Below are 23945 nucleotides of genomic sequence, written 5' to 3' on the forward strand. Positions count from 1 at the left end.
TCAGCGGGCTTCGTTCACAATGCGGATCTGGGTGAATTCATGCAGGCCCTCCTCCGCGAATTCCGAGCCTATGCCGGATTGCTTGGCCCCCGCGAAGGGGACGTTCGGCCCGAAATCGAGGTGCTTGTTGATCCAGACGGTGCCGCTCTCCATGCGTTCGGCCACGCTGCGCGCCAAGGCGCGGTCGTCGCCCCAAACCGAGCCGCCCAAGCCGAAATCAAGGCTGTTGGCGGCGTGCAGCGCCTGTTCGACGTCGCTGAAGCGGATGATCGGCAGAATCGGGCCGAATTGCTCCTCATCCACGATCTTGTCGCCGTCCTCGACGTCGGCGACGATGGTCGGGCGGATGAAATAGCCCGGCCTGTCCTCGACCTCGCCGCCCGCCACGATGCGCCCGTCGGCGCGCGCCGAATCGAGGTAGCCCTTGACCTTTTCATATTGCATGCGGTTCTGAAGCGGCCCGATGGTCGCGCCCTGCCGGAGCCCGTCGTCGACCACCGCCGCGTCGGCGAGGCGGCCGAGCTGCGCGCAAACCTCGTCATAGATGGAATCATGCACATAGACGCGCTTGATCGCCAGACAGGTCTGGCCCGCGTTGAAGAAGGCGCCGCCGAAGATGCCCGGCGCGATCTTCTCGGGATCGGCGCCCGGCAGCACGATGGCCGCGTCGTTGCCGCCGAGCTCCAGCGTCAGACGCTTGAGGGTGCCCGCCGCGCTGGCCATAACCTTGCGGCCCGTCGCGCTGGAGCCGGTGAAGCTGATCTTCGCCACATCCGGATGTCCCGAGAGCCGCCCGCCGAGGTCGTTCAGATCCGTGACGATGTTGACCACGCCCGGCGGCAGAAGATCCGCGAGGATCTCGCCGAGGCGCAGGGTGGTCAGGGGCGTGGTGGGGGCGGGCTTGAGCACCACCGTATTCCCCGCCAGCAGCGCGAAAGGCAGCTTGAAGGCCACGATCAGCAGCGGGAAATTCCACGGAATGATCGCCCCGACCACGCCCAGCGGACGCCGGAATTGCTGGACCAGCCGCGTTTCGCTGTCCTCGATCACCTTCACCGGCAGATCATAGCCCGCCATCTGCCGGATGAAGACGCAGGAATAAGCGACCTCCATCTGCGCCTCGGGCAGCGGCTTGCCCTGCTCTTGGGTGAGCAGCTTGGCGAATTCGTCGGCGCGGGCCTCGAAGCGGTCGGCGAATTCGAGGATCAGCGCCCGGCGTTCGGAGATGTCGCGGGCGGCCCAAGCCGGGAAGGCGGCTTTGGCGGCGGCCACGGCGGCGTCGAGCTGCGCCTCCGAGCCGCGCGGCGCGAGGGCGAGCACCTCCTCGGTCGCGGGATTCACGACCTCCATGGTGGAGTCTCCGGCGACCAGAGCGCCGTCGATGAGAAGCCGATATTCGGACATGTTTTCCTCCCGGATGGTTTTTAGGGCGTTTTTTTGAAGCTTCAGGCGCTTTTCGCCTCCTGAAGGCCGAGCTCCTCGACCATGGCGCGGCGCATCAGGAATTTCTGCGGCTTGCCGGTGACCGTCGCGGGCAGATCCGCGCGGATGCGCACGACGGCGGGCGCCTTGTAATGCGCGATCTTCTCGCGGCAGAACTCGCGGATCATGGCCTCGGTCAGCGCGGCGCCGGATCTGGGCACGATCCAGGCGCAGACGATTTCGCCGAGCCGCGCGTCCGGAATCCCGAAGACCTGCGCCTGACTGACCGCCGGATGGGTGAAGAGGAACTCCTCGATCTCGCGCGGATAGACGTTTTCTCCGCCGCGGCAGATCATGTCCTTCGCGCGCCCGGTGATGTTGCAATAGCCCTCGGCGTCGAGGCGCCCGAGATCTCCGGTGCGCATCCAGCCCTCGGAATCCACGGCGGCGGCGGTTTGCTCCGGATCCTCCCAATAGCCCTGCATGACCGAATAGCCGCGCGTGAGCAATTCGCCCTGTTCGCCCACCGGGACCGCGCGGTCGTCCAGATCGACGATCTTCACCTCGACATGCGGATGGACCCGCCCCACCGAGGAGACGCGCTTCTCCAGCGGCGTGCCGACGGAGGACTGGAACGAGACCGGGCTGGTCTCGGTCATGCCATAGGCGATGGTGACCTCGGTCATGTTCATCTGAGTCTGGACGCGCCGCATGACCTCGATGGGGCAGGGGGCGCCCGCCATGATCCCCGTGCGCAGGCTGGAGAGGTCATGGCTGTCGAAATCCGGCGTCTCCAGCATGGCGACGAACATGGTCGGCACGCCGTAAAGCCCCGTGGCGCGCTCGGCGGCCGCCGCCGCGAGGGTCGCCTGCGGATCGAAGCCTTCGCCCGGAAGGATCATCGCCGCGCCCTTCGTCACGCAGCCCATGGTCCCCATCACCATGCCGAAGCAATGATAGAAAGGCACGGGAATGCAAAGCCGGTCCCGCGGGCCGAGGTTCAGCGCGGCGGTGACGGCGTTCGCGTTGTTGACGATGTTGCGATGGGTGAGCGTCGCGCCTTTGGGCAGGCCGGTCGTGCCGGAGGTGAATTGAATATTGATCGGGTCGTCGCGGTCGAGGGTCGCGCCGATCTTATCGAGCGCGGCGCGGTCGGCGGCCTCGCCCATGGCCTCGACCTCGCGGAAGCTGCGCAGGCCGGGCGGCGGATCGGCGCTCATGAGAATGGCGCAGCGCAGATCCGGCAGACGCGCCGCCTTCAGCTCCGGCTCGCCCCGCGCAAGCTCCGGGGCGAGTTCCTGAAGCATGGCGAGGTAATCCGAGCTTTTAAAGCGCTCGGCCAGAACCAGCGCCTTGCAGCCGGTGAGCTTCAGCGAATATTCCAGCTCGTTCAGCCGATAGGCCGGATTGATCGTCACGAGGATCACGCCGATCCGCGCGGTGGCGAATTGCGTCAGCAGCCATTCCGAGCGATTGGGCGACCAGATCCCGAGCCGGTCGCCCTTGCCCAGCCCGAGCCGCAGGAATCCCGCCGCGAGGGCGTCGACGCGGCGGGCGAATTCGGCCCAAGTCCAGCGGAGGCCCTCGGCGGAGAAGACGGCGGCTTCCTCCTCCGGCTGCGCGGCGATGCGCCCGGCGAGAAGCTGCGGAATCGTGACTTCGAGAAGCGGCCTGCTCCGGTCGCCCCGGACCCAAGACAGGCCCTGCGCCGGAAAGCCGTCGTCGCGCGGCTCCGTCATGGATGGGATCCTCCCTGATGTCGCGCTTGGGGTCGCGCCGGGTTTCTCCCGGCGTCTGCGCGCGTGAGCGGACAGGATAGCGCCTGTTCGCCCCGGAGGTCGTGATATTTCCGGCCAATTTCGCGGTTCGGCCGGCGAGATGGGGAGAGGCGGGCCCCTCAGACCATCAGATGGCGCTTCACCTGCGGATCGTCGAGATCGGAGGCGGGGCCTTCATGCACGATCTCGCCGCGATCCATCACGTAGATATGATCCGAGATCTCGCGGCAGAAATCGAGATATTGCTCGACGAGCAGAATGGTCATGCCCATGTCGTCGCGCAGGAACTGGAGCGCGCGGCCGATGTCCTTGATGATCGAGGGCTGGATGCCCTCGGTGGGCTCGTCGAGGAGCAGAACCTTGGGCCGCGTGGTCAGAGCCCGGCCTATGGCGAGCTGCTGCTGCTGGCCGCCCGACAAATCTCCGCCGCGCCGCTTGAGCATGGATTTCAGCACCGGAAAAAGCGTGAAGATCGTCTCGGGGATCGAGCGGTCCTGCGGCTTCAGCGGCGCATAGCCGGTCAGCAGATTCTCGCGCACGCTCAGCAGCGGGAAGATCTCGCGGCCCTGAGGCACATAGCCCAGACCCAGACGCGCCCGGGCGTAAGGCGGGGATTTGCCCAACTCCGTCTCGCCGATGCGGATCGCGCCCTCGGAGATCCGATGCGACCCGACCACCGCCCGCATCAGCGAGGATTTGCCCACCCCGTTGCGGCCCAGAACCGAGGTGATCGCCGCCGGACGCGCCGTCACGGAGACGTTCCTCAGCGCCTGAGCGGCGCCGTAATGCAGATTCACGGAATCGAGGGTCAGGGCCGTCATGATTCAGCGTCCCAAATAGCGTTCGATGACGAGGGGGTCGGCGCTCACATGGTCCAGCGAGCCCTGAGCCAGAACCGCGCCCTCCGCGAGGCAGGTCACGCGGCAATCGAGATCCCGCACGAAGCTCATGTCATGCTCGACCACCAGCACGGAGTGATCCTGCGCGATCTCCTTCAGCAGCCGCGAGGTCTCGATGGTTTCGGCGTCGGTCATGCCCGCCACGGGCTCGTCGACGAGCAGAAGCCGGGGCGCCTGAGCCAGCAGCATGCCGATCTCCAGCCATTGTTTCTGGCCATGCGAGAGATCCGCCGCGAGGTCGTTCCGGCGGCTCCCGAGCCGCACGAGGTCGAGGATCTCGCGGATGCGGGCCTCGTCGGCGGGATTGGAGCGGTAGAACCATGAGGCGAAGACGCCGCGCGGATTCTTCAGCGCCAATTCCAGATTATCCCAGACGGTCTGGCTCTCGAAGACGGTGGGCTTCTGGAACTTCCGGCCGATCCCGAGATTGGCGATTTCGGTTTCGCTCTTGCGGGTCAGATCGATTCCGCCCTCGAAATAGACCTCGCCGGAATCGGGGCGGGTCTTGCCGGTCACGATGTCCATCATGGTGGTCTTGCCCGCGCCGTTCGGGCCGATGATGGCTTGCAGCTCGTCGCGCTTCAGCACCAGAGACAAAGAATTCAGCGCGCGGAAGCCGTCGAAGGAGACGGTCACGCCGTCGAGATAGAGGAGGCAGTCCTCCGGCAGAACCTTGCTCATGGGGCGGCCTCCTGAGCGGCGGGGATGGGATCGGCGGCGGAAGGCTCAGGATCGGGATCGACGCCCGCCTGTTTGCGCGCCGAGGCGCGCCGGGCCGCCCAGCCCGCCCGGATCGAGGCGAGGACGCCGAGGATCCCTTTGGGCATGAACAGCGTCACGAAGACGAAAAGCCCGCCGAGCAGAAAGAGCCAGATCTCCGGGAAGCTGGCCGTGAACCAGGATTTCCCCGCGCTCACCAGCCCCGCCCCGAGGATCGGCCCGATCAGGGTGCCGCGTCCGCCGACGGCGGCCCAGATCACCACCTCGATGGAGGCGCCGGGGTCGAAGGCGCCGGGGTTGATGATCCCCACCTGCGGCGTATGCAGAGCCCCCGCCAGACCCGCCATCATCGCCGAGAGCGTGAAGACGAAGAGCTTCACATGATCCGCCCGATAGCCGAGGAAGCGCGCGCGGCTTTCGGCGTCGCGCACGGCGATCATCAGCTTGCCGAGCTTGGAGCGCACGATCAGCGAGCAGAGCAGAAAGCACAGAGCCAGCAAGATCGCCGAAGCCGAGAAGAGCGCCGCCCGCGTCTCGGGCGCGGCGATGGGGCGCCCGAGGATCTCGCGAAAGCCCGTCAGGCCGTTATTGCCGCCGAATCCCATGTCGTTGCGGAAGAAGGCCAGCATCAGCGCATAGGTCATGGCTTGGGTGATGATCGAGAGATAAACCCCCGTCACGCGGCTCTTGAAGGCCAGCCAGCCGAAGAGGAAGGCCAGAAGCCCCGGAACGACCATGGTCATCAGGGCCGCGAACCAGAACTGGTCGAAGCCGAGCCAATACCAAGGCAGCTCCTTCCAGCCGAGGAAGACCATGAAATCCGGCAGAACGGGATTGGCGTAGACGCCGTAAGGCCCGATCTGACGCATCAGATGCATGCCCATGGCGTAGCCGCCCAGCGCGAAGAAGGCCGCATGTCCGAGCGAAAGAATGCCGCAATAGCCCCAGACCAGATCCAGCGCCAAAGCGAGTGTGGCGTAGGTCAGGTATTTCCCCAGAAGCGGCATCATGTGGTTGGGCAGGCGCAGAGCATGCCCCTCCGGCAGCGCGAGATTCGAGAGCGGCGCCAGAACCGCGACGGCGAGCAGAATCCCCGCCACCCAGAGCGCCCGACTCCCGAGCCTGTGATAAAGACCAGCCGCGATCATGCCTCAGCCGCCCTTCCCTTGAGCGCGAAGAGCCCGCGCGGTCTGTATTGGATGAAGAGGATGATGAAGACGAGGATGGCGATCTTCGCCAGCACCGCGCCCCAATAGGGTTCGAGGAATTTATTCGCGATTCCGAGCGTCATGGCTCCGACCAGCGCGCCCCAGAGATTCCCCACTCCGCCGAAGACCACCACCATGAAGCTGTCGATGATGTAGCCTTGGCCCAGATTGGGGGAGACGTTGTCGATCTGCGAGAGCGCCACGCCCGCCAGACCCGCCACGCCCGAGCCGAGGCCGAAGGTCAGGGCGTCCACCCAAGGCGTCCGCACGCCCATGGCCGAGGCCATGCGGCGGTTCTGCGTCACGGCGCGCATCTGGAGTCCGAAGAAGGTCTTGTTCAGCACCATCAGCAACAGCGCGAAGACCGCCAGAGCGAAGATTAAAATCCAGAGCCGGTTCCAGGTGATCGTCAGGCCGCCCAGCTCGAAGGCGCCGGACATCCACGAAGGATTCCCCACATTCTGATTGGTCGCGCCGAAGATGCTCCGCACGCCCTGCTGAATGATCAGCGAGAGGCCCCAGGTCGCGAGCAGCGTCTCCAGAGGCCGCCCGTAAAGCCAGCGGATGATCCCCCGCTCGACGGCCACGCCCACCAGCCCCGTCACGAGGAAGGCCGCCGGAACCGCTATGGCGAGGGAATAATCGAAAAGGCCGGGACTATGGGCCCGGATGAGATCCTGAACGACGAAGGTGGTGTAAGCGCCGATCATGACCATCTCGCCATGGGCCATGTTGATCACGCCCATCACGCCGAAGGTGATCGCCAGACCTATGGCCGCCAGCAGCAGCACCGAGCCGAGAGAAATCCCCGACCAGATGTTTTGGCCGATCCCCCAATAGGCGAGGCGACGCTGAATCCGCTCGATCCCCTCCTGCAAAGCCGGACGCGCCGCTTCGGGCGCCGAGGCCAAAGCTCCGTTGAGCAGCCCCAGCGAAGCCCGGTCGCCGCGCGCCGCGAGAAGCTCCACCGCCGCCGCGACCTCCTCCGCCGAGGCCGATCCTCCGCGCAAGAGGATCGCCGCGCGGGCCTGCTCCATGAGCAGGCGGAGGCGGGGATCCTGCTCCTCGGCGAGGGCCGCCTCCAGCAGGGGCGAATTGGCCGGATCGGGATTGGCGAAGATCTGCGCGGCGGCGCTCCGGCGCACGGCGGGATCTTCATGGCGCAAGGTGAGTCCGCCGATAGCCGCGGCGATGTCGCGGCGCAGGGCGTTGTTGATGCGCAGAGCCTTCAGCGCGCCCAGAGAAGCCGCCTCCAGAGGCGCGCCGGTCACGGCGTCGACGAAGCGGTCCGGGCCGAGCCGGACGGCCATCGCGCCGGAGGCGCTCTGATTCAGCGTCCCCGCCGCCAGAGCCTGAAGAACCGGCAGGGCCTCCGCCTCGCCCGAGGCCGACAAAGCCGCCACGGCGGCCCGCAATTGAGGGAGTCCGGCGTCCCGCATCCCCGCCACGATCTCGGCCAGACCCGGCGGCGCGGGGGAGGGCGCTTCGGCGGGCTCCTGAGCCTGCGCCGTCCGCAAACTAAACGCGAAAGCGAAGAGAAGCAAAAATGCCGCAAAGACGAGGAGGGAGCGCGCGAAGCCGCAGATTCTCAGAAAACGCGCAGAGCCGCTCATAGGGCGTTCCTCGTCTCTGGGGGTTGTTCGGAAGGAGATCGGAGCGCGGCCGAAGGAAAAAGCCGCGCTCCGACGCATGAGCCCTTGGGCGGGCTTTCAGAGCGCCGTCGGACAGGATGAGAAGCGTCCCGACGCTCTAAACTTCAGCTTGGCCGCGCCTCATTGGGCGGCGGCGCCGCAAGTCTGCGTGACCGTGTTGTAATTGCCGCAATTGATCGGCGCGGTCCAATCGGCCTCCAGATCCTTGGAGCCGGGCAGGAAATCCGACCAAGCGTCGCCGGGGACGAGATCCCCGGTCTCCGAGACGACGAAGAACTGGCCGTCTTCCTGAATCTCGCCGATCAGCACCGGCTTGGTGATGTGATGGTTCGGCAGCATCTTCGCCACGCCGCCCGTGAGGTTCGGAGTCTCCAGCCCGACGATGGCTTCGATCACCGCGTCGGGATCGGTGGTCCCCGCCGCCTCGACCGCCTTCACCCAGAGATTGAAGCCGATGTAATGGGCCTCCATGGGATCATTGGTCACGCGCTTGTCGTTTTTGATGAAGGCTTGCCAATCGGCGATGAATTCGGCGTTCTCGGGCGTGTCGACGCTCATGAAGTAGTTCCAGGCCGCCAGATGCCCCACCAGCGGCGCGGCGTCGAAGCCCGAAAGCTCCTCTTCGCCCACCGAGAAGGCCACGACCGGAATATCCTCGGCCTTGACGCCCTGATTGGCCAGTTCGCGATAGAAAGGCACGTTGGCGTCGCCGTTGATGGTCGAGACCACGGCGGTCTTCTTGCCCGTCGAGCCGAAGGCCACGATGTCGGAGACGATGGTCTGCCAGTCGGAATGGCCGAAGGGCGTGTAGTTGATCATGATGTCTTCGGCGGCCACGCCCTTGTCCTTGAGATATTGCTCAAGGATGAGGTTGGTCGTCTGGGGATAAACGTAATCGGTGCCCGCCAGAACCCAGCGCTCCACGCCTTCCTCGTTCATGAGGTAGTCGACGGCGGGAATGGCCTGCTGGTTCGGAGAGGCGCCCGTGTAGAAGACGTTGCGCTGGCTCTCCTCGCCCTCATATTGCACCGGATAGAACAACAGCCCGTTCAGCTCCTCGAAGACCGGCAGCGCCGACTTGCGGCAGACCGAGGTCCAGCAGCCGAAGACCACGTCCACCTTGTCGACTTCGAGCATGCGGCGCGCCAGTTCGGCGGCCAGAGGCCAGTCGGAGGCGATGTCCACCGTCACCGGCTCCAGAGGCCGCCCGAGCAGGCCGCCCGCCGCGTTCTGCTTCTCGATGAGGAAGAGCATCGTGTCTTTGAGCGTGGTCTCGGAGATCGCCATGGTCCCCGAGAGCGAATGCAGGATTCCGACCTTGATCGGCTCGCCTTCCTGCGCGAAGGCGACGCCCGCCGTCAGAGGGGCGCTTAAAGCTCCCGCCAGAAGCGCGCTCCTGCCCCAACCCATCCAATTCGCCATCTTCGGTCCCCGATGATTATTGCGCTGCGAAACGCAAAGCAAAGGCTGAGCCATATGTGGGGAATCAAAGGGATAGAGGGTGAATCACGGAGGATTCGCCGGAGTCCCCCTCGCAAATGCGAGGATGGAGGCGGTCAAAGCTTCTTATCAGCATAAAATATGAGCTTAGGCGAAAATAATGGATTAAAAAATCATCAAAAATATGAATGAAGTCTAAATTTTATGCAAAAATCTCCGATCAATCTTTGAGCGGGCGGCGGCGGGCCATGGAGAGCGAAGCGATTTTAAGGAAATTCGGCCTTTTTCCTCCGCCGCCCCATGGAGGGTCTTGGGGCGGCGGGGGGGCGGCGGGGGGGCGGCGATCAGGGAGCCGGGACGACGGCGATCGGGCGCGTGGCGATCACTTCGCTGTCGCGGAAGGAATAGCGCAATTCATAGGCGCCCGGCTCGGCGGGCAGTTGGATCCGGGCGGGATTGCCGCGCTCCGTATAGGCGAAGTCGGAATATCTCCCGCCGACCGGGGCGATCTGGATATTGTCGCGAGGGGCGTTGGGGCCGACCCACTCCACTTCGATCACGGATCCGGCGGGGGCGCTTTCCGGCGCGGTCAGGGAGGTTTCGATCTCGGTGACCGTGATGGGGCGCGTGGCGATGGTTTCGGCGTCGCGGAAGGAATAGCGCAGTTCATAGGCGCCCGGCTTCGCCGGAAGCTGGACGCGCGCCGGATTTCCGCGCTCCGTATAGGCGAAGTCGTAATATCCCCCGCCGACCGGGGCGATCTGGATATTGTCGCGAGAGGCGTTGGGGCCGACCCACTCCACTTCGAGCATGGAGCCAGCGGGGGCGCTTTCCGGCGCGGTCAGAGTGGTTTCCGTCTCGGTGATCGTGATGGGGCGCGTGGCGATGGTTTCGGCGTCGCGGAAGGAATAGCGCAATTCATATTCGCCCGGCTCGGCGGGCGTTTGCAGCCGCGCCGGATTTCCGCGCTCCGTATAGGCGAAGTCGTAATATCTCGCCCCGACCGGGGCGATCTGGATGTTGTCGCGCTCGGCGTCGGGTCCGGTCCACTCCACTTCGAGCATGGATCCGGCGGGGGCGCTCTCCGGAGCGGTCAGCGCGGCTTTCGGCGCCGGAGCCTCGAAGACCATCCGATGCTCCAGAGGCTCGCCCGCGACGACCTGAAGCTCGGCCGTCTTCTCCTGCTCCAGCACGACGTGATAGCCCGTCACGCGCCAGAGGCCGGGCCGCACTTCGATCTCGCCGGGATTGCCGTCGATCTCGAAGCCCTCGCCGTCGAGGCTGAGGCTCCAGACCACCGGAGTCTCGACCACGGGGCCGTCCTCCTCCTCCATGACGGCGGTCAGGGTCACGGCGGAGGGCGCGGGTTCGGCGGGCGGGAAAAGCGCGGTCAGGGCGCGGGCGCCCTCCGGCGCGAAGGAATCCGTATGCTGCGCGAACATGTCCAATTCGGCCGCATGGGCGGTCACGACGTATTCGCCGAAAGGAAGCTCCGCCGTGACGGGATTGCCCGTCAATTCAGCCGCGAAGCCGAGGGCCTCGCTGGAGATCTCCCACAGCACTTCGCCGGGAACGAGGTTTCCGGTCGCCGGGACGGCGGACCAGGACCAAACCGCCTCCGGCCCGATGGGCTCCGGCGAGAGATGCGCGGCGAAGGAGAACTCGGCCGACGTCGGCGCCGCGACGACCTGCTGAAGCGCCTCGGTCAGCTCCTCGGCGTCGTCGGCGGTGAGGAAGCGGCCTCCGGTCTCCTCGGCGATGCAGCGCATCTGCATCAGAGCTTCGGCCTCGCCCTTCACGTCGAAGCCGACGACATGGGCGGTGAAGTCGATTCCGGCCTCCTCCAGCGCGCGGGCGGCGGCGCAAGGGTCTGGATTGCAGGTCTCGATTCCATCCGAGACGAGGATCACCGTAGCGGCCTGCTCGGTGTGGCGCAGAGCTTGGGCGGCGGCGATCACCGCGTCGGTCATCGGAGTCATGCCGCGCGGATTCAGCTCGTTCACGATCTTGACGATCTCCGGCGCGGTTCCGGGCGCGGGCTCGACGATGGTCTGGATGTCGGAGCATTGGCCGCGCTGGCGATGGCCGTAAGCCACGAAGCCGAGATTCTGATCCGCCGGGAAATCCTTCAGGATTCCGGCCACCGCCTCGCGGGCGATGACGATCTTGTTCACGCCGTCGATCTGGCCCCACATGGAGCCGGAAGCGTCGAGGACGAGGATGGTGTTCGGCCGCTCCTGCGCCAGAGCGGGCGGAGCCGCCGCGCTCAGGCCGAGAAGGGCGAGGGCGGCGGGCGCCGCTTTCAGAACAGGCTTCATGCCGAATCTCCGTAAGAAGCAGCCCCGGATGGCCGAGAATAAAGGGCCGAGAATAAGCGGTCGTCCTCTGCGGAGGGATCCCGATCCGGGAATTCTCCGCGAAGGCGAGCATAAGCTCATGCGATCAAAATATGAAAACATCTTCGGGCTGGCGCTTATCCTGACGCGGAATTTCAGAGCGAGGCGCGGCGCCATGGCGGTCAGGACGTCACCTTTTCAGGCTCAGGGCGGAATCCGGACGGCCGAAATCGGCCGCAGCCGCATCCTCGCCTTCGACGAGCCCACCCGCGCGGCGCTCAAGACCAGCATCCGCGCCACGGCCATGATCCTCGCGGATCCGGCCTCGCGGGCGCTTCAGGAGGATCTCGACCGCCTCGCGCCCAGCGACGTGACCGTGCTGGTCCTGGGCGAGACCGGCGCCGGAAAAGAGCTTGTGGCGCGCTATCTCCACGCCAACAGCCCCCGCCGCGAGGGGCCTTTCGTGGCGGTGAACTGCGGCGCCTTCACCGAGAGCCTCGCGGAGGCCGAGCTCTTCGGCCATGAGAAAGGCGCCTTCACCGGAGCGCTGCGCAATCAGCCGGGATGGTTCGAGGCCGCCCATGGCGGCACGCTGCTGCTCGACGAGATCGGAGATCTGCCGCCGCATCTTCAGGTGAAGCTTCTGCGCGTGCTTCAGGAGCAGGAGGTGACGCGGGTGGGTTCGCGCCGGGCCCTGCCCATCGACGTGCGGGTGGTGGCGGCCACCAATGTCGATCTCGGGGCGGCGGTGCGCGAGAAGCGTTTCCGCGAGGATCTGTTCTTCCGGCTCAACGTGGCGCGGGTGAGCATCCCGCCGCTCCGCGAGCGGCCTTCGGACATCGCGCCTCTGGCCCGACATTTCCTCGATCAGCGCAAGCTGCGCGCAGGGCGCCCCGATCTGAGCTTTTCGTCTGAGGCTCTGGCGGCTCTGGAGCGCCATAGCTGGCCGGGCAACATCCGCGAGCTGGAGAACGTCGTGCAAAGCGCCCTGCATATGGCGCGCGGCCCGATGATCGAGGCGGGGGATTTGAATCTCGCGGCCCATCTCCCGCGCGAGGAGGCGGGGGGCGGGACTCTGGAGGAGCGGGTGGCCTTCGCTCTGCGCAAGGCGGCGGCGGCGGGCGAGCCGGAGATTTTTCAGCGGACGCTCTCCAGCCTTCTGCGCTCGGCCTATGAGTTGTCCGGCGGCAATCAATTGCGGACGGCCGCGCTTTTGGGGATGCCGCGCCATAGTCTGCGCACCCATCTCACGCAGCTGGGGATTCTGGAGCCCAAAAGGCGGAGCGAGACGCCGCCGCCCCGGAGAAAATCCGCCCCGGAGCCGAAAATCCTGAACATCGGCTATCAGAAATACGGCGCGGGCTCGATCCTCAAATCCAAAGGCACGCTGGAGCGGCGGCTCGCGGAGCGCGGAATCCGCGTCTCATGGACCGAATTCAGCGCCGGGCCTCAGCTTTTGAAGGCGCTCGGCGCGGGCGCGGTGGATTTCGGCGCCACCGGAGAGGCTCCGCCGATTCTGGCTCAGGCGGCGGGGGCGCCTCTGGTCTATCTGGCGCATGATCCGCCCGCCCCCAAAGGCGAGGCCATCCTCGTGCGCGGCGACAGCGCCTTGCGGGACGCCTCCGGGCTGAAGGGCAAGAAGATCGGGCTGAATTTCGGCTCCAACGTGCATTATCTGCTGATCCGGGCCTTGCAGCGCCATGGCCTGACCCTCGACGACGTGCGGCAGGTCGATCTCTCGCCCGACGAGGAGCCTCTGCGGCTGCTGAAAGCCGGAGAGATCGACGCTTGGGCGATCTGGGATCCGATCCTCAGCGCGGCCTTGCGCTCCGCCGACGTGAAGGTGCTGACCGACGGCGGAGATCTCGCGCCGAACCGTCAATTTTATCTCGGGCGGCCCGCCTATGTGGCCGCCAACGGCGAGATCGTCGACATGCTGCTGCAGGAGCTGCGGACGGCGGGAGAGCAGGCCGTCCGGCATGCGCCCGGCATGGCGCGCATCCTCGCGCAGGAGATCAAGCTCGACGCCATGGCCGTCGAGACGGCCTTGCGGCGGATGAGCTTCGGCGCGAATCTTCTGGACGATTCCGTGGTGGCCGAACAGCAATTGGTCGCCGACCGGCTTTATGAAAGCGGCCTGCTGAGGTCTCCGGTGCTGATCAGCGACGCCGTGGCGGCGCTGCGTTAGGGGCGTTAGGCGCGAGCAAGCCGCCGGAACATATAGGTCGTGGCGTGGGTGGCGCCGCCGTCGGGATTCCAGGCGTAATCCGGGATGATCCCCGCCGTCTCGAAGCCGACCGAGGCGTAAAGCGGCTCTGCGGCGTCTCCGGTCCGGGTGTCGAGGGTGACGAGGGTTTTGCCCAGCTCCTCCGCCCGCTCCAGAGCGCGGAGCATGAGCGCCCGGCCGATCCCGAGCCGACGGGCGCGGGGATGGACGATCATCTTGGCGATTTCGCCCCGATGCCGCTGATTGGGCGGCATGGCGAGGATCAGCTGCACCACGCCGAGAAGCTCGCCGTCGCGCTCCGCCCCGAAGAGGATGCGCCGCCCGGCCTCAAGCTCGGGCCGCACGTCCCGCGACCAGAAGCGCGCCGCGGCCTCGTCGGAGAGCGGGGCCATGAAGCTGACGGCCGCTCCGGCCTCCACGCTGTCGGCGAGGATGCGCGACAGCGCCCCCAGCCGTTCGTCGAGCGCCGCGGCGTCGAGTTCGCGAATCCGCAGATCCATGAAAAGGCTCCTCAGGTCATGGCGAGAAGATAGCGGGCCGGCTGCGCGCCGGTTTCAAAGCTGGAGGAGCCTTGCAGGCGGTATCTCAGGCAATCGCCCGGCTCCAGATCATAGCTCAGGCCGTCCGCCGTGAGCCTCAGCGCGCCCGAGAGCAGAACGAGATGATGCTCATGCCCGGCGAAGGCGGGGCGCTCATAGGCGATGCGCCGGTGCGGCGCGATTTCGCCCTCGATCATCTCGATGCGCAGAGAGGCGGCGGGCGGCGAGAGCGAGCGGCGGGCGAATCCGCTCCGCGCGTCGGTCCAGAGGGGCTGGTCGGCGCGGCGGAAGAGAGGCGGGAAGCTTCGCTCCATCGGCGCGAGCAACTGCGAGAGCGGCAGACCGAAGGCCGCCGCCAGCCGCCCCAGAGTCTCGGCGGTGGGGCTGACCTCGGCCTTCTCGATTCTGGAGAGCGTGGCCCGGCTGACGCCGCTGGCCTCGGCGAGCTCCTGCAGGCTGCGCCCGCGTTCCTGACGCAGGCGGCGCAGATGTCCGGCCAAGGCTTCATGAGGGTTGGTTTGCTTCATATATGAGAAAATATCTCATATATGAGAAATGCGCAAGCCTCTCCGGCCTATGTTCGGGCGGAGGGCTCCGCATTGCTTTTTGCGCCCCGCCTCTGTATCTGACGCTTCGGGTCAGCCGAAAGCCATTTCCCGATTCCGCGTCGTTCCGCGCGGAAGCTCTCCCCTCTGGGAACAGGCTTCGGCATATGCATTTCGATCCGATCTCCCTCACCGAGCTTTATCTGGAGGAAGGCCGCAGGCTTCAGCTCAGATATCGGCGGCGCGGATTTTCAGCGGAGGAGGCGGCGGATCTCACGCAGGAGGCCTTCCTCAAGCTCTCGCAGACTCCGCCGGAGGACATCCGGGATCTGCGGGCCTATCTGCGCCGCATCGCGGAGAACCTCTTCTTCGACGCCCTGCGCCGCGCGCGACGGAGCCGGGAGGTCTTCCCCTCGGAAGCCTGCCTCAGCGAGGAGATCGCCGATCCCCGGCCCTCCGTCGAGGCGGCGCTGATCGCGCGCGAGGCGGAGGAGGCCCTCGACCATGCTCTGGCGGAATTGCCGCCGCGCTGCCGCGAGGTCGTGCGGCTGCATAAGTTCGAGGGGCTCAGCTATGTCGAGATCGCGCAGAAGATGGGCGTCTCCCGCAATACGGTGATGGTCCATATGGTCAAGGGCCTCGGCGCGCTGCGGCGCAGGCTGACCGAGGCCGAAGGCGAGGAAGAGGAGGAAGGAGACTGAGCCGCCGCGCGGATCGCTTGGCCGCCGGAGGTTTTTCTCCTAATCAGATTCAGCCCGCTCCCTCAACTCCCGCAGGACGCCGATGAAATTTCGCACGACAGGTCTGGCGCGCAATGTGAAGCCCTCCGCCATTCCCGGATTACTGGCTCATGCGGAGGAATGGGGCGCGCCCGCGACGCAGGAGGAGACCCGCATCCGGCTGGATCTCTGGGGGGCTCTGGCCTGCTTCACCCCCGCCGGAGAGGGATTCGGGATCGAACTCAGCTCCGACGACGAATTATTCCTGCGCGCGCTTCAGGACGCCATAGCCGAGGCTTTCGCCCTGCATGAGGCGGAAGTCCTCTGGACGGATGTCGCGGAGGGCGCTTTGGCGCCGGGCCTCGCGCTGATGCGGGTGGCTTCGGCGGGGCTGCGGAGTCCGAATTTCCTGCGGCTGCGCGTCGAGGGGCCGGAGGCGCCGCGCTTCGCCGCCGAGCATGGCCTTCATTTCCGGCTGCTGCTGCCGCCGCAGGACCGGGCGCCCATCTGGCCGCGCGTCGGGCCGACGGGCCGCGTGATCTGGCCCAAGGGCGAGGATAGGATCCACGCGCCCGCCTACACCACGACGGATCAGGGCGAGGATTGGCTCGAATTCGAGGTCTTCCGCCATGAGGGCAGCCCGACTTGCGCTTGGTTTGAGCGCGAGCCGCTCGGGCGGACATTGGGGATTTTGGGGCCGAACGGCGGGCTCTGTCCCGAGGGCGCGCCGCTTCTGCTCTTCGGCGACGAGACCGCCATTCCCGCCCTCTCCCGCATTTTGAGGCTCTCCGCGCAGCCCGAGGCCCGGGCCTGGATCTCCTGCGCGGCCCCGGAGGATCTGGGCGATCTGCGGCGAGATCCGCGCGCCGCGCTCTCGACGGATCTCCTCGCGGCTCTGGAGGCGGTCGAGACGCCGAAGGGCGGCCATGTCTGGTTCGCGGCCCATGCCTCTCTGGCGCGGGCGGCGCGGGCGCATCTGCTGGGGAGGGGCTTGGCCAAAACGGAATTCACCGTCGCGGCCTATTGGGAATAAAGGGATTCTCCCGGTTTTCGTCTCGGCCTCCGAAAAAAATTCCGCAGGCGCGAAAAAAATCCGACGATTCCAGTAATGCTTTTTCCCAGTCCCGGCGTCTCTCTCATCAGGAGGGGGCGCGTCTCTGGCGTCCCGAACCAGAAAAAACTGGGATATGGCATGACTGAGATGGCGAAGAAGGCGGCGAAAGCGCGGCGGGCGCGGCTGCTGGCCTTGCTGACGACCTGCGCGGCTTTAAGTTTGGCGGGGGCTCCCGCCCGGGCGCAGACCGGAGGGCAAGCCGTCGGAGTCTTTCCGGTCGCCATCCCGGCGCAGCCTTTAGATTCGGCTTTGGCGGCCTTCGCGCTCCAGACCGGGGTTCAGGCCTATGTCGCGCCCGAGGAGGCCGCAGGCCGCGCTTCCGCCGGGGCGCAGGGCGACCTCACCCCCGAGGCGGCCTTGACGGCTCTGCTCTCCGGGACGGGCCTGACCTTCGCCTTCTCCGGCCCGAACGCCGCGACCATCTCCGCCGCGCCGGTTCAGGCGGCGCCGGCTCCGATCCTGCTGGACACGATCTACGTCGGCGGCGCGGGGAGCACTTGGGCGCCGGTGGCGGGGATCGTGGCGCATCGCACCGGCACGGGCTCGAAAACCGACGCCGAGGTCATCGACGTTCCCGCCTCGGTCTCGGTGATCACCGCCGACGAGCTGAAGGCGCGCGGCGTGAACGATCTGGACGGCGCGCTGAACTACACCGCGGGCGTCTCGACCAATCTGTATGGCGGCGACGAGCGTTATGATTTCGTGGCGATCCGCGGCTTCAATCAGACGACCTCGGGCATTTATCGCGACGGCCTGCCGGTGCGCACCTATAACCTGACCGGCGGGCGCGTCGAGCCTTATGGCGTGGAGCGCGTCGAGGTTCTGAAAGGCTCCACCTCGACGCTCTACGGCGCGAATAATCCGGGCGGTCTGGTCAATATGATCACCAAGCGCCCGGTGGATTATAAATTCGGCGAAGTCTACGCCACGGGCGGCGAGGATCATCTGGAGGTCGGCGCCGATTTCGGCGGGCCGCTGGACGCCGAAGGCGTCTTCACCTATCGCCTGACCGCCAAGAAGCAGGATTCCACTTCGCCCAACGGCGTCTCATCGGATGATCGGCTGTATCTGGCTCCGGCCCTGACCTGGAAGCCCACCGACCGCACCGCCCTGACCATTATGGCCGATTACAACGACCGCGGCGGCTCCAACCGCTATGGAATTCCGCGCGGTTCGGGAATCGATCCTTGGACCTTCCTCGGAGAGCCGGATTTCGAGACCAACGACACCACCGAATGGGGCGTCGGCTTCGCCTTCGAGCATGATTTCTCAAACGGCCTCGTCTTCCGCTCGCATGGCCGCCATACGGAGTTGGATCTCCTTAGCGAAAACGTCTATGCGGCGGGGAACCGCTCTCCCGACGTCGGGCGTCTGGCCTGGCGGGTCGACGGCGATCTGAGCCGCGACTCCATCGACGCCCATGTGCAATACGACCTCGGCTTCGGGCGCGTCAAAAGCCGGACCCTGATCGGCGCCGACTACACCACGGCCGAAACCTTCGAAGAGATCGAGCAAGGAACGGCGGGCGGCCTCGGCGATCTCGCCAATCCGGTTTATTGCGGGCGCGCCTGCGTGACCCTCCGGCCTTATTACAAGCTGGCGACTGAAGAAGAGACCTGGGGCGTCTACGCGCAGGAGGAGCTGACGCTCGACGACCGCTGGATCCTGACGCTCGGCGCGCGCTATGACGAGGTCGAAGCCACGGCGACGCAGATCTACGGCTTCTTCAGCCTTCCGGTCCCCATCGAGGAGCAGGCCGTCACGCTGCGCGGCGGTCTGACCTATAAGGTCGACGAAGATCTCTCGATTTACGGAACCTATTCGGAATCCTTCACGCCGGTCCTGCCGAGCAATCAATTCGCCATGCTCATGACCGAGAGCGAGCCCATGATGGGCGAAATGTACGAATTGGGCGTCAAATGGCGTCCGCCGGGGGTGAACGGCCTGTTCTCGGCGGCGGTCTATGATCTGACCCAAACCAACGTTCCGCGCTATAAGCAGTTCAGCGGCCCGCCCTATTTCGGCATCGAGCAGGACGGCGAGGTCCGCAGCCGCGGCGTCGAGCTGGAGGGCAAGGCCGAACTCACCGACCGGACGAACCTCACCCTCGCTTATAGCTACACCGACGCCGAGGTCACGAAATCCGCCTCGGGAGCCTATGACGGAACCCGGCCGATGTTCATCCCCGAGCATACGGCCTCGCTCTGGCTGGACCACACCATTCCCGGCGCCGGAGCGCGCGGCGACGTCACGCTGGGCCTTGGCGCGCGTTATGTCGGCTCGCGCTTCGCCAATGAGAACAACACCTTCAAGCTGGACCCCTATGTGGTCTTCGACGCCATGGCGAAATATCAGATCACCGAAAACACGGCTCTGACGCTGAACGTCGAAAACCTCTTCGACAAGGAATACGTCAGCCACGTCGAGACTTGGAGCGAGCCGGACACCGAATTCTACGGAACGCCTCAGACCTTCCGGCTTTCGCTGCGGCATACATGGTGAGCGAAGCCGTCTCCTCCGAAGCCGGCGCCTTCCGTTTGGAGGGCGTCGGTCTTTCCGTTCAGGGCCGCGAGATCCTGCGCGGGGTCGGGTTGTCCTTTCCGAAGGGCCGCATGACCGCGCTGCTCGGACATAACGGATCGGGCAAATCCAGCCTTTTGCGCATCATGGCGCGCCGCGCCGAAGCCACGCGCGGCGCCGTGCTGTGGGATGGACGGGCGGTCGGCGCCTTCGGCGAGCGCGCCTTCGCCCGCCAGGTCGCCTGGCTGCCGCAGGAGATGGGAGCGGCGCCGGGCATGACCCTGCGCGAACTCGTCGCCTGCGGCCGCTATCCCTGGCATGGCCCCCTTGGGCGCTTCACTGAAGAGGACGGCCGCAAGGTCGCCGCCGGAATCGAGGCGGTGGGTTTGGGCGGCTTCGAGGAGCGTTTCGTGCAGACCCTCTCTGGCGGCGAGCGTCAAAGGGCCTGGATCGCCATGATGCTGGCTCAGGACGCCAGATGTCTGCTGCTCGACGAGCCCACCGCCGCGCTGGACGTGGCGCATCAGGTGGAGGTTCTGTCTTTGCTGCGCGGGCTCTCGCAAGAGAAGGGGCTGACGGTGGTGGTCGTCATGCATGAGGTGAACATGGCGGCGCGCTTCTGCGATCTGATCCATGCGCTGAAGGGCGGCGAGGTCGTCGCGAGCGGCCCGGCCGCCGAAATCATGACCCCCGAAACCCTCCGTCTGATCTACGACGTGGAGATGAACGTGACCCATCCGCCGGGCCGGGAAGCGCCCATCGCCTATGTCGTTTGATCCTTCCTCCCTGACGCGCCGCGCGCTGCTCGCGGCGGCGCCTGCGGCGGGGCTGCTCGGCCTCGCTCCGGCTCTCGCGCAGGGCGCGCCCCGCGTGGTCAGCCTTGATTACGGCCTCTCCTCGACTTTGCTCGGGCTGGGCGCGCCCCCGGTCGGGATCTCGGAATTGGCGGGCTGGAGCGAATGGGTCGTCGAGCCCGCCATGCCGCCCGGAGTCGCGGAATTGGGGATCTCCTCTGAGCCCAATCTGGAGGTTCTGGCGAGGCTCAAGCCGGATCTGATCCTCGCGACCTCATGGCTGGACGCGCAGATTCCGCGTCTGGAGCGTTTCGCCCCCGTGCTGCGTCTGGAGACCTTCATCTGGACCGGAACGCCGATCCTCGAAGCGGCGATCTCGGCCACGCGCGCCGTGGCGGCGCGGATCGGCCGCGAGGTCGAAGCCGAGGCGCTGTTGGACCGCATGGAGGAGGTTTTCGCCGAATCCCGCGCGCGTCTGGCGGGGCGCGCGCGCAAATCCGCGGCGCTGATTCATTTCTGGGATTCCCGCCATGTGCGGATCAGCGCCGACCCGAGCCTGTTCAACGACGTTCTGCTGCGGATCGGCGTCAGGAACGCATGGCCGGAATCGACCGGGCCTTGGGGTTTTCAGACTCTGCCCGTCGAGGAGTTGTCCCGCATCTCTGATCCCGAGGCCCTGTTGCTGGTCTTTGAGCCGGTTCCGAAGGACGTCTTCAGAACGCTCGACCGCAGCCCGCTCTGGCGCGCTTTGCCCATCGCGCAGCCGGGGCGCATCCGGCCTCTGCCGCCCGTGCTGCTCTTCGGCATGGTCAATGAGGCGATGCGCTTCGCCCGCCTCGTGACGGAAGCCATGGAGGCCGAGGCATGAGCGGCGGAATTCGTCTTCTCCCGGCGCTGGCTCTTTTGATCGGGATTTCGGCTGCGGCGGCCCTGCTCTGGACGCTGATCGCGCCCGGCCTTCTCGCGCCCGAGGTCTCCGGCTATGACGCCGCGCGGATGCGGCTGCTGCACTCCACGCTTCCCCGGCTGGCGACGGCGCTGATCGCGGGCTTCGCCCTTTCGCTGGCGGGGGCCTTGCTGCAACAGGTCTTGCGCAATCCTCTGGCCTCGCCGACGACTTTGGGCGTTTCGGCGGGGGCGCATCTGGCCTTGGCCGTGGCGATGCTGTTTTTCCCGGTCCTGCTCGGTTTAGGCCGCGACGTCGTGGCGCTCGTCGGCGCGGGACTGGCGGCGGCGCTGGTCATGGCTCTGGGCGCGCGGCGCGGCTTCTCGCCGCTGACGCTGGTGCTTTCGGGGCTGGTGATCGGCCTCTGGAGCGGCGCGCTCGCCGCCGTGCTGATCTATCTCAACGACCGCCGCATGGTGAGCCTCTTCATCTGGGGCGCGGGCTCTCTGGCGACCCAGAGCTGGGAGGCGCCGCTCGCGCTGCTCTGGAAGACCGGGCTGTTGGCTCTGGCCTGCGGCTTTCTGCTGCGGCCTCTGACGCTGCTGGAGCTGGGCGACGAAGAGGCTTCGGCCCTCGGGCTGAAATTGGGGCGGACGCGGTTCCTCGCGCTGGCTCTGGCGGTGGGGCTCTCGGCCCTCGTGACCAGCGCGGTGGGGGTGATCGGCTTCATCGGACTCGTCGCGCCGCTGCTGGCGCGGCTTCTGGGCGCGCGGAGGGTTCCGGCGCTTTTGCTGTCTTCGGGGCTGATCGGCGCTTTGCTGCTCCTGACGACGGACGCCCTGTTGCAGATCGTCGCGGGGATGTTCAGCGATCTGCTGCCGACGGGCGCCGTCACGGCGATTTTCGGCTCGCCGCTCTTGCTCCTGCTGCTGTCGCGGCTGAAGATCCGCCGCGAGGCCTTCGTCCGCGCCCCGCCTGCGCCGCCGCGCAGAGGCGACCTGAGAACGGGCTTCGCGCTGCTCTGCGCCGCTTTGGCGGTTCTGCTGGTTCTGGCGCTCTTCCTCGGGCGCGAGACGGGCGGCGGCTGGAGCTTCGGCGCGGAGATGCTGTCTTTACGGGCGCCGCGGGTCTTCTCGGCTTTGGCGGCGGGGGCGATGCTGGCGGTTTCGGGCTTGCTGCTCCAGCGCCTCACCGGCAATGAGATGGCCAGCCCGGAGGTTCTGGGGGTCAGCTCCGGCGCGACTCTGGGTCTGGCGCTCGGCGTCTTCCTGCTGGCGACGCCCGGATTCGCCGCGCAGCTCGGATTCGCGGGGCTAGGAGCCTTCGCCGTGCTGGCGGCCATTCTGATCTCGACCCGCCGCTCGGCTCTCGCGCCGGAGCGGGTGTTGTTGGTCGGCATAGCTTTGAGCGCTTTGGTCGACGCTCTGGTCGGGCTGATGGCCGCCACGGGAGATCCGCGCGCCCTGACGATCCTGCGCTGGATGAGCGGCTCGACCTATGGCGCCGAGGCTTCGGGCGCCGCGCTGCTCTGCGGCGCGGCCGTGGTTCTGATCCTTCCGGCGCTTCTGGCGCGGCGCTGGCTGGATCTTCTGCCTCTGGGGCCGGAGACGGCTTCGGCTCTCGGGATTCCGGTGCGCTCCGCGCGGCTTCGGCTCTTCGCTTTGGCGGGGGCTCTGAGCGCGACGGCGACGCTCGGCCTCGGGCCTCTGAGCTTCGTCGGGCTGATGGCGCCGCATCTGGCGCGCGAACTGGGCTTCTCCCGCGCGGCCTCTCAGACGGCGGCCGCCGCGCTGACCGGGGCGGGGCTGATGGTCGCCGCCGACTGGATCGGCCGGACGGTCGTCTTCCCCTGGCAGATTCCCGCCGGTTTGACGGCGGCTCTGCTGGGCGCGCCCTTCTTGATTCTTCTGCTCTTCAGGCGAGGCCGAACATGACCCAGCTTTCTGAATCCCCGGAGAGGCTCCGCAGCCGCGCCGTGATCCTCCTCGAAGAGCCGGAGCGCGTCTTGCGCGAAGTGCTCGCGCATATGACCGAGCACGCCGAGGTCACGCTCACCGAGAGCGGCGCCTTGCTGGAGAGCCCTTTCGGCTCGGTGTCTGTGGAGCGCTTTTCGGATCGGGTCTTCGTCGAGGCGGCCGCGGAATCGCCGGAGATCCTCGCGCTGATTCAAGCCTTCGTCGCCGAACACGTCCATGAATTCGCCGGAGAAGAGACGGCGGTGGAATGGTCGGGCGATGGAACGGGCGGGGTGGGGGCGGAGCTTCCGCCCGCCAAATTCCGTCTGGCGCGAGTCCTGCGGGCTTTCGACCTGACGCCCCGCATGCGCCGTTTGGTCTTCGCCTGCGAGGATCCGAGCCTCTATGCGGAGGGGGCGGGCTATCACATCCGGCTTTTCCCGCCGCCGGAGCAGGGCGCCCCGCGCTGGCCGAAGCCGAAGCCCGACGGAAAGCCCGATTGGCCGATCGGAGAAGCGCTTCCGGTCAACCGCGTCTATACGATCCGCGCGGCGGATCGGGTCGCCGGGACGATCTCGGTGGATTTCGCGCTGCATGAGGGCGGGGCTTCTCCCGGCGCGGATTTCGCCCGCAAGGCGCTTCCCGGCGCGGAGGTCGGGTTGATGGGGCCGGGCGGCGACGGCCTGCCTCAGGCGGAGAGGCTGATCCTGTTCGGCGACGAATCCGCCGCGCCCGCCATCGCGCGGATGCTTGAGGAATCGCCGCCGGAAGCCGAAATCGAGGCTTTCATCGAAGTCGCCGACGCCGGAGAAGAGCAGGATCTGGTCTCTTTGGCGCGGGCGCGGGTGGTCTGGCTGCGTCGGGGCGCGGCCTCGCCGGGGCGCTCGGGGCTGCTGGAGGCGGCTCTGGAGGCGCGTCTGGCGGAAGGCGGGCTGGAAGGCGCCTTCATCTGGGCGGGCTGCGAAAAGGCCGTCGCGGCGCGGATGCGCAAGATCACGGCCTCCGTCGCGCCGCAGATGAAAAGACGTGCGCGTCTCTACGCCTATTGGGAGCTTGGATCTCAATCCGATGGAAAAGCCACATAGAGTTTCTTGACGGAATCAGTAAGAAATTATAGGCGAGACTATCCTTTGGGCGCGCCCAAGGGATTTTTCGAGCCAGCTTCCTGATCGACGCCAGCCGCAAACAGCA

18 protein-coding genes are annotated in these 23945 nt (G+C 66.6%); 8 read left to right on the plus strand and 10 right to left on the minus strand.

Features of this window, described 5'->3' with window-relative positions; all coding sequences use genetic code 11:
* The 8 genes from B161_RS0114440 to B161_RS20115 all read right to left on the minus strand — a co-directional run bounded on the left by B161_RS0114440 (nt 1) and on the right by B161_RS20115 (nt 11437).
* On the minus strand, nt 1-1404 hold the full coding sequence (locus B161_RS0114440; RefSeq protein ID WP_018634153.1) for an aldehyde dehydrogenase family protein: 1404 nt from the start codon (nt 1402-1404) through the stop codon (nt 1-3).
* Nucleotides 1405-1445: 41 nt separating this feature from the next.
* Complete coding sequence (locus B161_RS0114445; protein WP_018634154.1) at nt 1446-3161, minus strand: AMP-binding protein; 1716 nt, start codon at nt 3159-3161, stop codon at nt 1446-1448.
* A 158-nt stretch (nt 3162-3319) separates the two neighbouring features.
* On the minus strand, nt 3320-4021 hold the full coding sequence (gene urtE, locus B161_RS0114450) for an urea ABC transporter ATP-binding subunit UrtE (RefSeq protein WP_018634155.1): 702 nt from the start codon (nt 4019-4021) through the stop codon (nt 3320-3322).
* Nucleotides 4022-4024: 3 nt separating this feature from the next.
* Nucleotides 4025-4780, minus strand: coding sequence for an urea ABC transporter ATP-binding protein UrtD (gene urtD / locus B161_RS0114455; RefSeq protein WP_018634156.1), 756 nt, complete (start codon nt 4778-4780; stop codon nt 4025-4027).
* A complete protein-coding gene (urtC, locus tag B161_RS18230; protein WP_018634157.1) occupies nt 4777-5967 on the minus strand; it encodes an urea ABC transporter permease subunit UrtC in 1191 nt (396 codons plus the stop codon). Before urtC ends, urtD begins: the two co-directional genes overlap by 4 nt.
* Entirely contained in the window at nt 5964-7640 is a 1677-nt protein-coding gene (gene urtB, locus B161_RS0114465; protein ID WP_018634158.1) for an urea ABC transporter permease subunit UrtB, read from the minus strand. Before urtB ends, urtC begins: the two co-directional genes overlap by 4 nt.
* Before the next feature lie 159 nt (nt 7641-7799).
* Complete coding sequence (gene urtA / locus B161_RS0114470; RefSeq protein WP_018634159.1) at nt 7800-9089, minus strand: urea ABC transporter substrate-binding protein; 1290 nt, start codon at nt 9087-9089, stop codon at nt 7800-7802.
* A gap of 374 nt (nt 9090-9463) precedes the next feature.
* Complete coding sequence (locus B161_RS20115; protein WP_018634160.1) at nt 9464-11437, minus strand: vWA domain-containing protein; 1974 nt, start codon at nt 11435-11437, stop codon at nt 9464-9466.
* A 193-nt stretch (nt 11438-11630) separates the two neighbouring features.
* Between B161_RS20115 and B161_RS0114480 the strand changes: the two genes are divergently transcribed.
* Entirely contained in the window at nt 11631-13643 is a 2013-nt protein-coding gene (locus B161_RS0114480) for an aliphatic sulfonate ABC transporter substrate-binding protein (RefSeq protein WP_169338284.1), read from the plus strand.
* 5 nt (nt 13644-13648) lie between these two features.
* Here B161_RS0114480 and B161_RS0114485 read toward each other — a convergent pair whose 3' ends face one another.
* Both B161_RS0114485 and B161_RS0114490 read right to left on the minus strand, forming a co-directional pair.
* Complete coding sequence (locus tag B161_RS0114485; protein WP_018634162.1) at nt 13649-14182, minus strand: GNAT family N-acetyltransferase; 534 nt, start codon at nt 14180-14182, stop codon at nt 13649-13651.
* A gap of 11 nt (nt 14183-14193) precedes the next feature.
* Nucleotides 14194-14748 carry a helix-turn-helix domain-containing protein gene (locus B161_RS0114490; RefSeq protein ID WP_018634163.1) on the minus strand — a complete coding sequence of 185 codons (555 nt, stop codon included), beginning with the start codon at nt 14746-14748 and terminating at the stop codon, nt 14194-14196.
* A 185-nt stretch (nt 14749-14933) separates the two neighbouring features.
* On the opposite strand from B161_RS0114490, the gene B161_RS0114495 reads away from it, so the two are divergent.
* From B161_RS0114495 to B161_RS18235, 7 genes are all read left to right on the plus strand, one after another.
* The gene (locus B161_RS0114495) at nt 14934-15467 is read left to right on the plus strand and encodes an RNA polymerase sigma factor (protein WP_018634164.1); all 534 of its coding nucleotides are present in this window, start codon (nt 14934-14936) and stop codon (nt 15465-15467) included.
* An 82-nt stretch (nt 15468-15549) separates the two neighbouring features.
* A complete protein-coding gene (locus tag B161_RS0114500) occupies nt 15550-16518 on the plus strand; it encodes a siderophore-interacting protein (protein ID WP_018634165.1) in 969 nt (322 codons plus the stop codon).
* A gap of 159 nt (nt 16519-16677) precedes the next feature.
* A complete protein-coding gene (locus B161_RS0114505; protein ID WP_018634166.1) occupies nt 16678-19101 on the plus strand; it encodes a TonB-dependent siderophore receptor in 2424 nt (807 codons plus the stop codon).
* Nucleotides 19095-19895, plus strand: coding sequence for an ABC transporter ATP-binding protein (locus B161_RS0114510; RefSeq protein ID WP_018634167.1), 801 nt, complete (start codon nt 19095-19097; stop codon nt 19893-19895). The genes B161_RS0114505 and B161_RS0114510 overlap by 7 nt, the downstream gene beginning before the upstream one ends.
* Nucleotides 19885-20781 carry an iron-siderophore ABC transporter substrate-binding protein gene (locus B161_RS0114515; RefSeq protein WP_018634168.1) on the plus strand — a complete coding sequence of 299 codons (897 nt, stop codon included), beginning with the start codon at nt 19885-19887 and terminating at the stop codon, nt 20779-20781. Before B161_RS0114510 ends, B161_RS0114515 begins: the two co-directional genes overlap by 11 nt.
* On the plus strand, nt 20778-22733 hold the full coding sequence (gene fhuB / locus B161_RS0114520) for a Fe(3+)-hydroxamate ABC transporter permease FhuB (protein ID WP_018634169.1): 1956 nt from the start codon (nt 20778-20780) through the stop codon (nt 22731-22733). Before B161_RS0114515 ends, fhuB begins: the two co-directional genes overlap by 4 nt.
* The gene (locus B161_RS18235) at nt 22730-23839 is read left to right on the plus strand and encodes a siderophore-interacting protein (RefSeq protein ID WP_018634170.1); all 1110 of its coding nucleotides are present in this window, start codon (nt 22730-22732) and stop codon (nt 23837-23839) included. Before fhuB ends, B161_RS18235 begins: the two co-directional genes overlap by 4 nt.
* The last annotated feature ends 106 nt before the right edge of the window (nt 23840-23945 follow it).

The sequence above is a fragment of the Neomegalonema perideroedes DSM 15528 genome (assembly GCF_000374145.1).
GTDB lineage: Bacteria > Pseudomonadota > Alphaproteobacteria > Rhodobacterales > Rhodobacteraceae > Neomegalonema > Neomegalonema perideroedes.

Excerpts from the sequence above, each read along its gene's own strand:
- B161_RS0114440 (WP_018634153.1), bottom strand. The coding sequence starts at position 1,404 with ATGTCCGAATATCGGCTTCTCATCGACGGCGCTCTGGTCGCCGGAGAC.
- B161_RS0114445 (WP_018634154.1), bottom strand. The coding sequence starts at position 3,161 with ATGACGGAGCCGCGCGACGACGGCTTTCCGGCGCAGGGCCTGTCTTGG.
- urtE (WP_018634155.1), bottom strand. The coding sequence starts at position 4,021 with ATGACGGCCCTGACCCTCGATTCCGTGAATCTGCATTACGGCGCCGCT.
- urtD (WP_018634156.1), bottom strand. The coding sequence starts at position 4,780 with ATGAGCAAGGTTCTGCCGGAGGACTGCCTCCTCTATCTCGACGGCGTG.
- urtC (WP_018634157.1), bottom strand. The coding sequence starts at position 5,967 with ATGATCGCGGCTGGTCTTTATCACAGGCTCGGGAGTCGGGCGCTCTGG.
- urtB (WP_018634158.1), bottom strand. The coding sequence starts at position 7,640 with ATGAGCGGCTCTGCGCGTTTTCTGAGAATCTGCGGCTTCGCGCGCTCC.
- urtA (WP_018634159.1), bottom strand. The coding sequence starts at position 9,089 with ATGGGTTGGGGCAGGAGCGCGCTTCTGGCGGGAGCTTTAAGCGCCCCT.
- B161_RS20115 (WP_018634160.1), bottom strand. The coding sequence starts at position 11,437 with ATGAAGCCTGTTCTGAAAGCGGCGCCCGCCGCCCTCGCCCTTCTCGGC.
- B161_RS0114480 (WP_169338284.1), top strand. The coding sequence starts at position 11,631 with ATGGCGGTCAGGACGTCACCTTTTCAGGCTCAGGGCGGAATCCGGACG.
- B161_RS0114485 (WP_018634162.1), bottom strand. The coding sequence starts at position 14,182 with ATGGATCTGCGGATTCGCGAACTCGACGCCGCGGCGCTCGACGAACGG.
- B161_RS0114490 (WP_018634163.1), bottom strand. The coding sequence starts at position 14,748 with ATGAAGCAAACCAACCCTCATGAAGCCTTGGCCGGACATCTGCGCCGC.
- B161_RS0114495 (WP_018634164.1), top strand. The coding sequence starts at position 14,934 with ATGCATTTCGATCCGATCTCCCTCACCGAGCTTTATCTGGAGGAAGGC.
- B161_RS0114500 (WP_018634165.1), top strand. The coding sequence starts at position 15,550 with ATGAAATTTCGCACGACAGGTCTGGCGCGCAATGTGAAGCCCTCCGCC.
- B161_RS0114505 (WP_018634166.1), top strand. The coding sequence starts at position 16,678 with ATGACTGAGATGGCGAAGAAGGCGGCGAAAGCGCGGCGGGCGCGGCTG.
- B161_RS0114510 (WP_018634167.1), top strand. The coding sequence starts at position 19,095 with ATGGTGAGCGAAGCCGTCTCCTCCGAAGCCGGCGCCTTCCGTTTGGAG.
- B161_RS0114515 (WP_018634168.1), top strand. The coding sequence starts at position 19,885 with ATGTCGTTTGATCCTTCCTCCCTGACGCGCCGCGCGCTGCTCGCGGCG.
- fhuB (WP_018634169.1), top strand. The coding sequence starts at position 20,778 with ATGAGCGGCGGAATTCGTCTTCTCCCGGCGCTGGCTCTTTTGATCGGG.
- B161_RS18235 (WP_018634170.1), top strand. The coding sequence starts at position 22,730 with ATGACCCAGCTTTCTGAATCCCCGGAGAGGCTCCGCAGCCGCGCCGTG.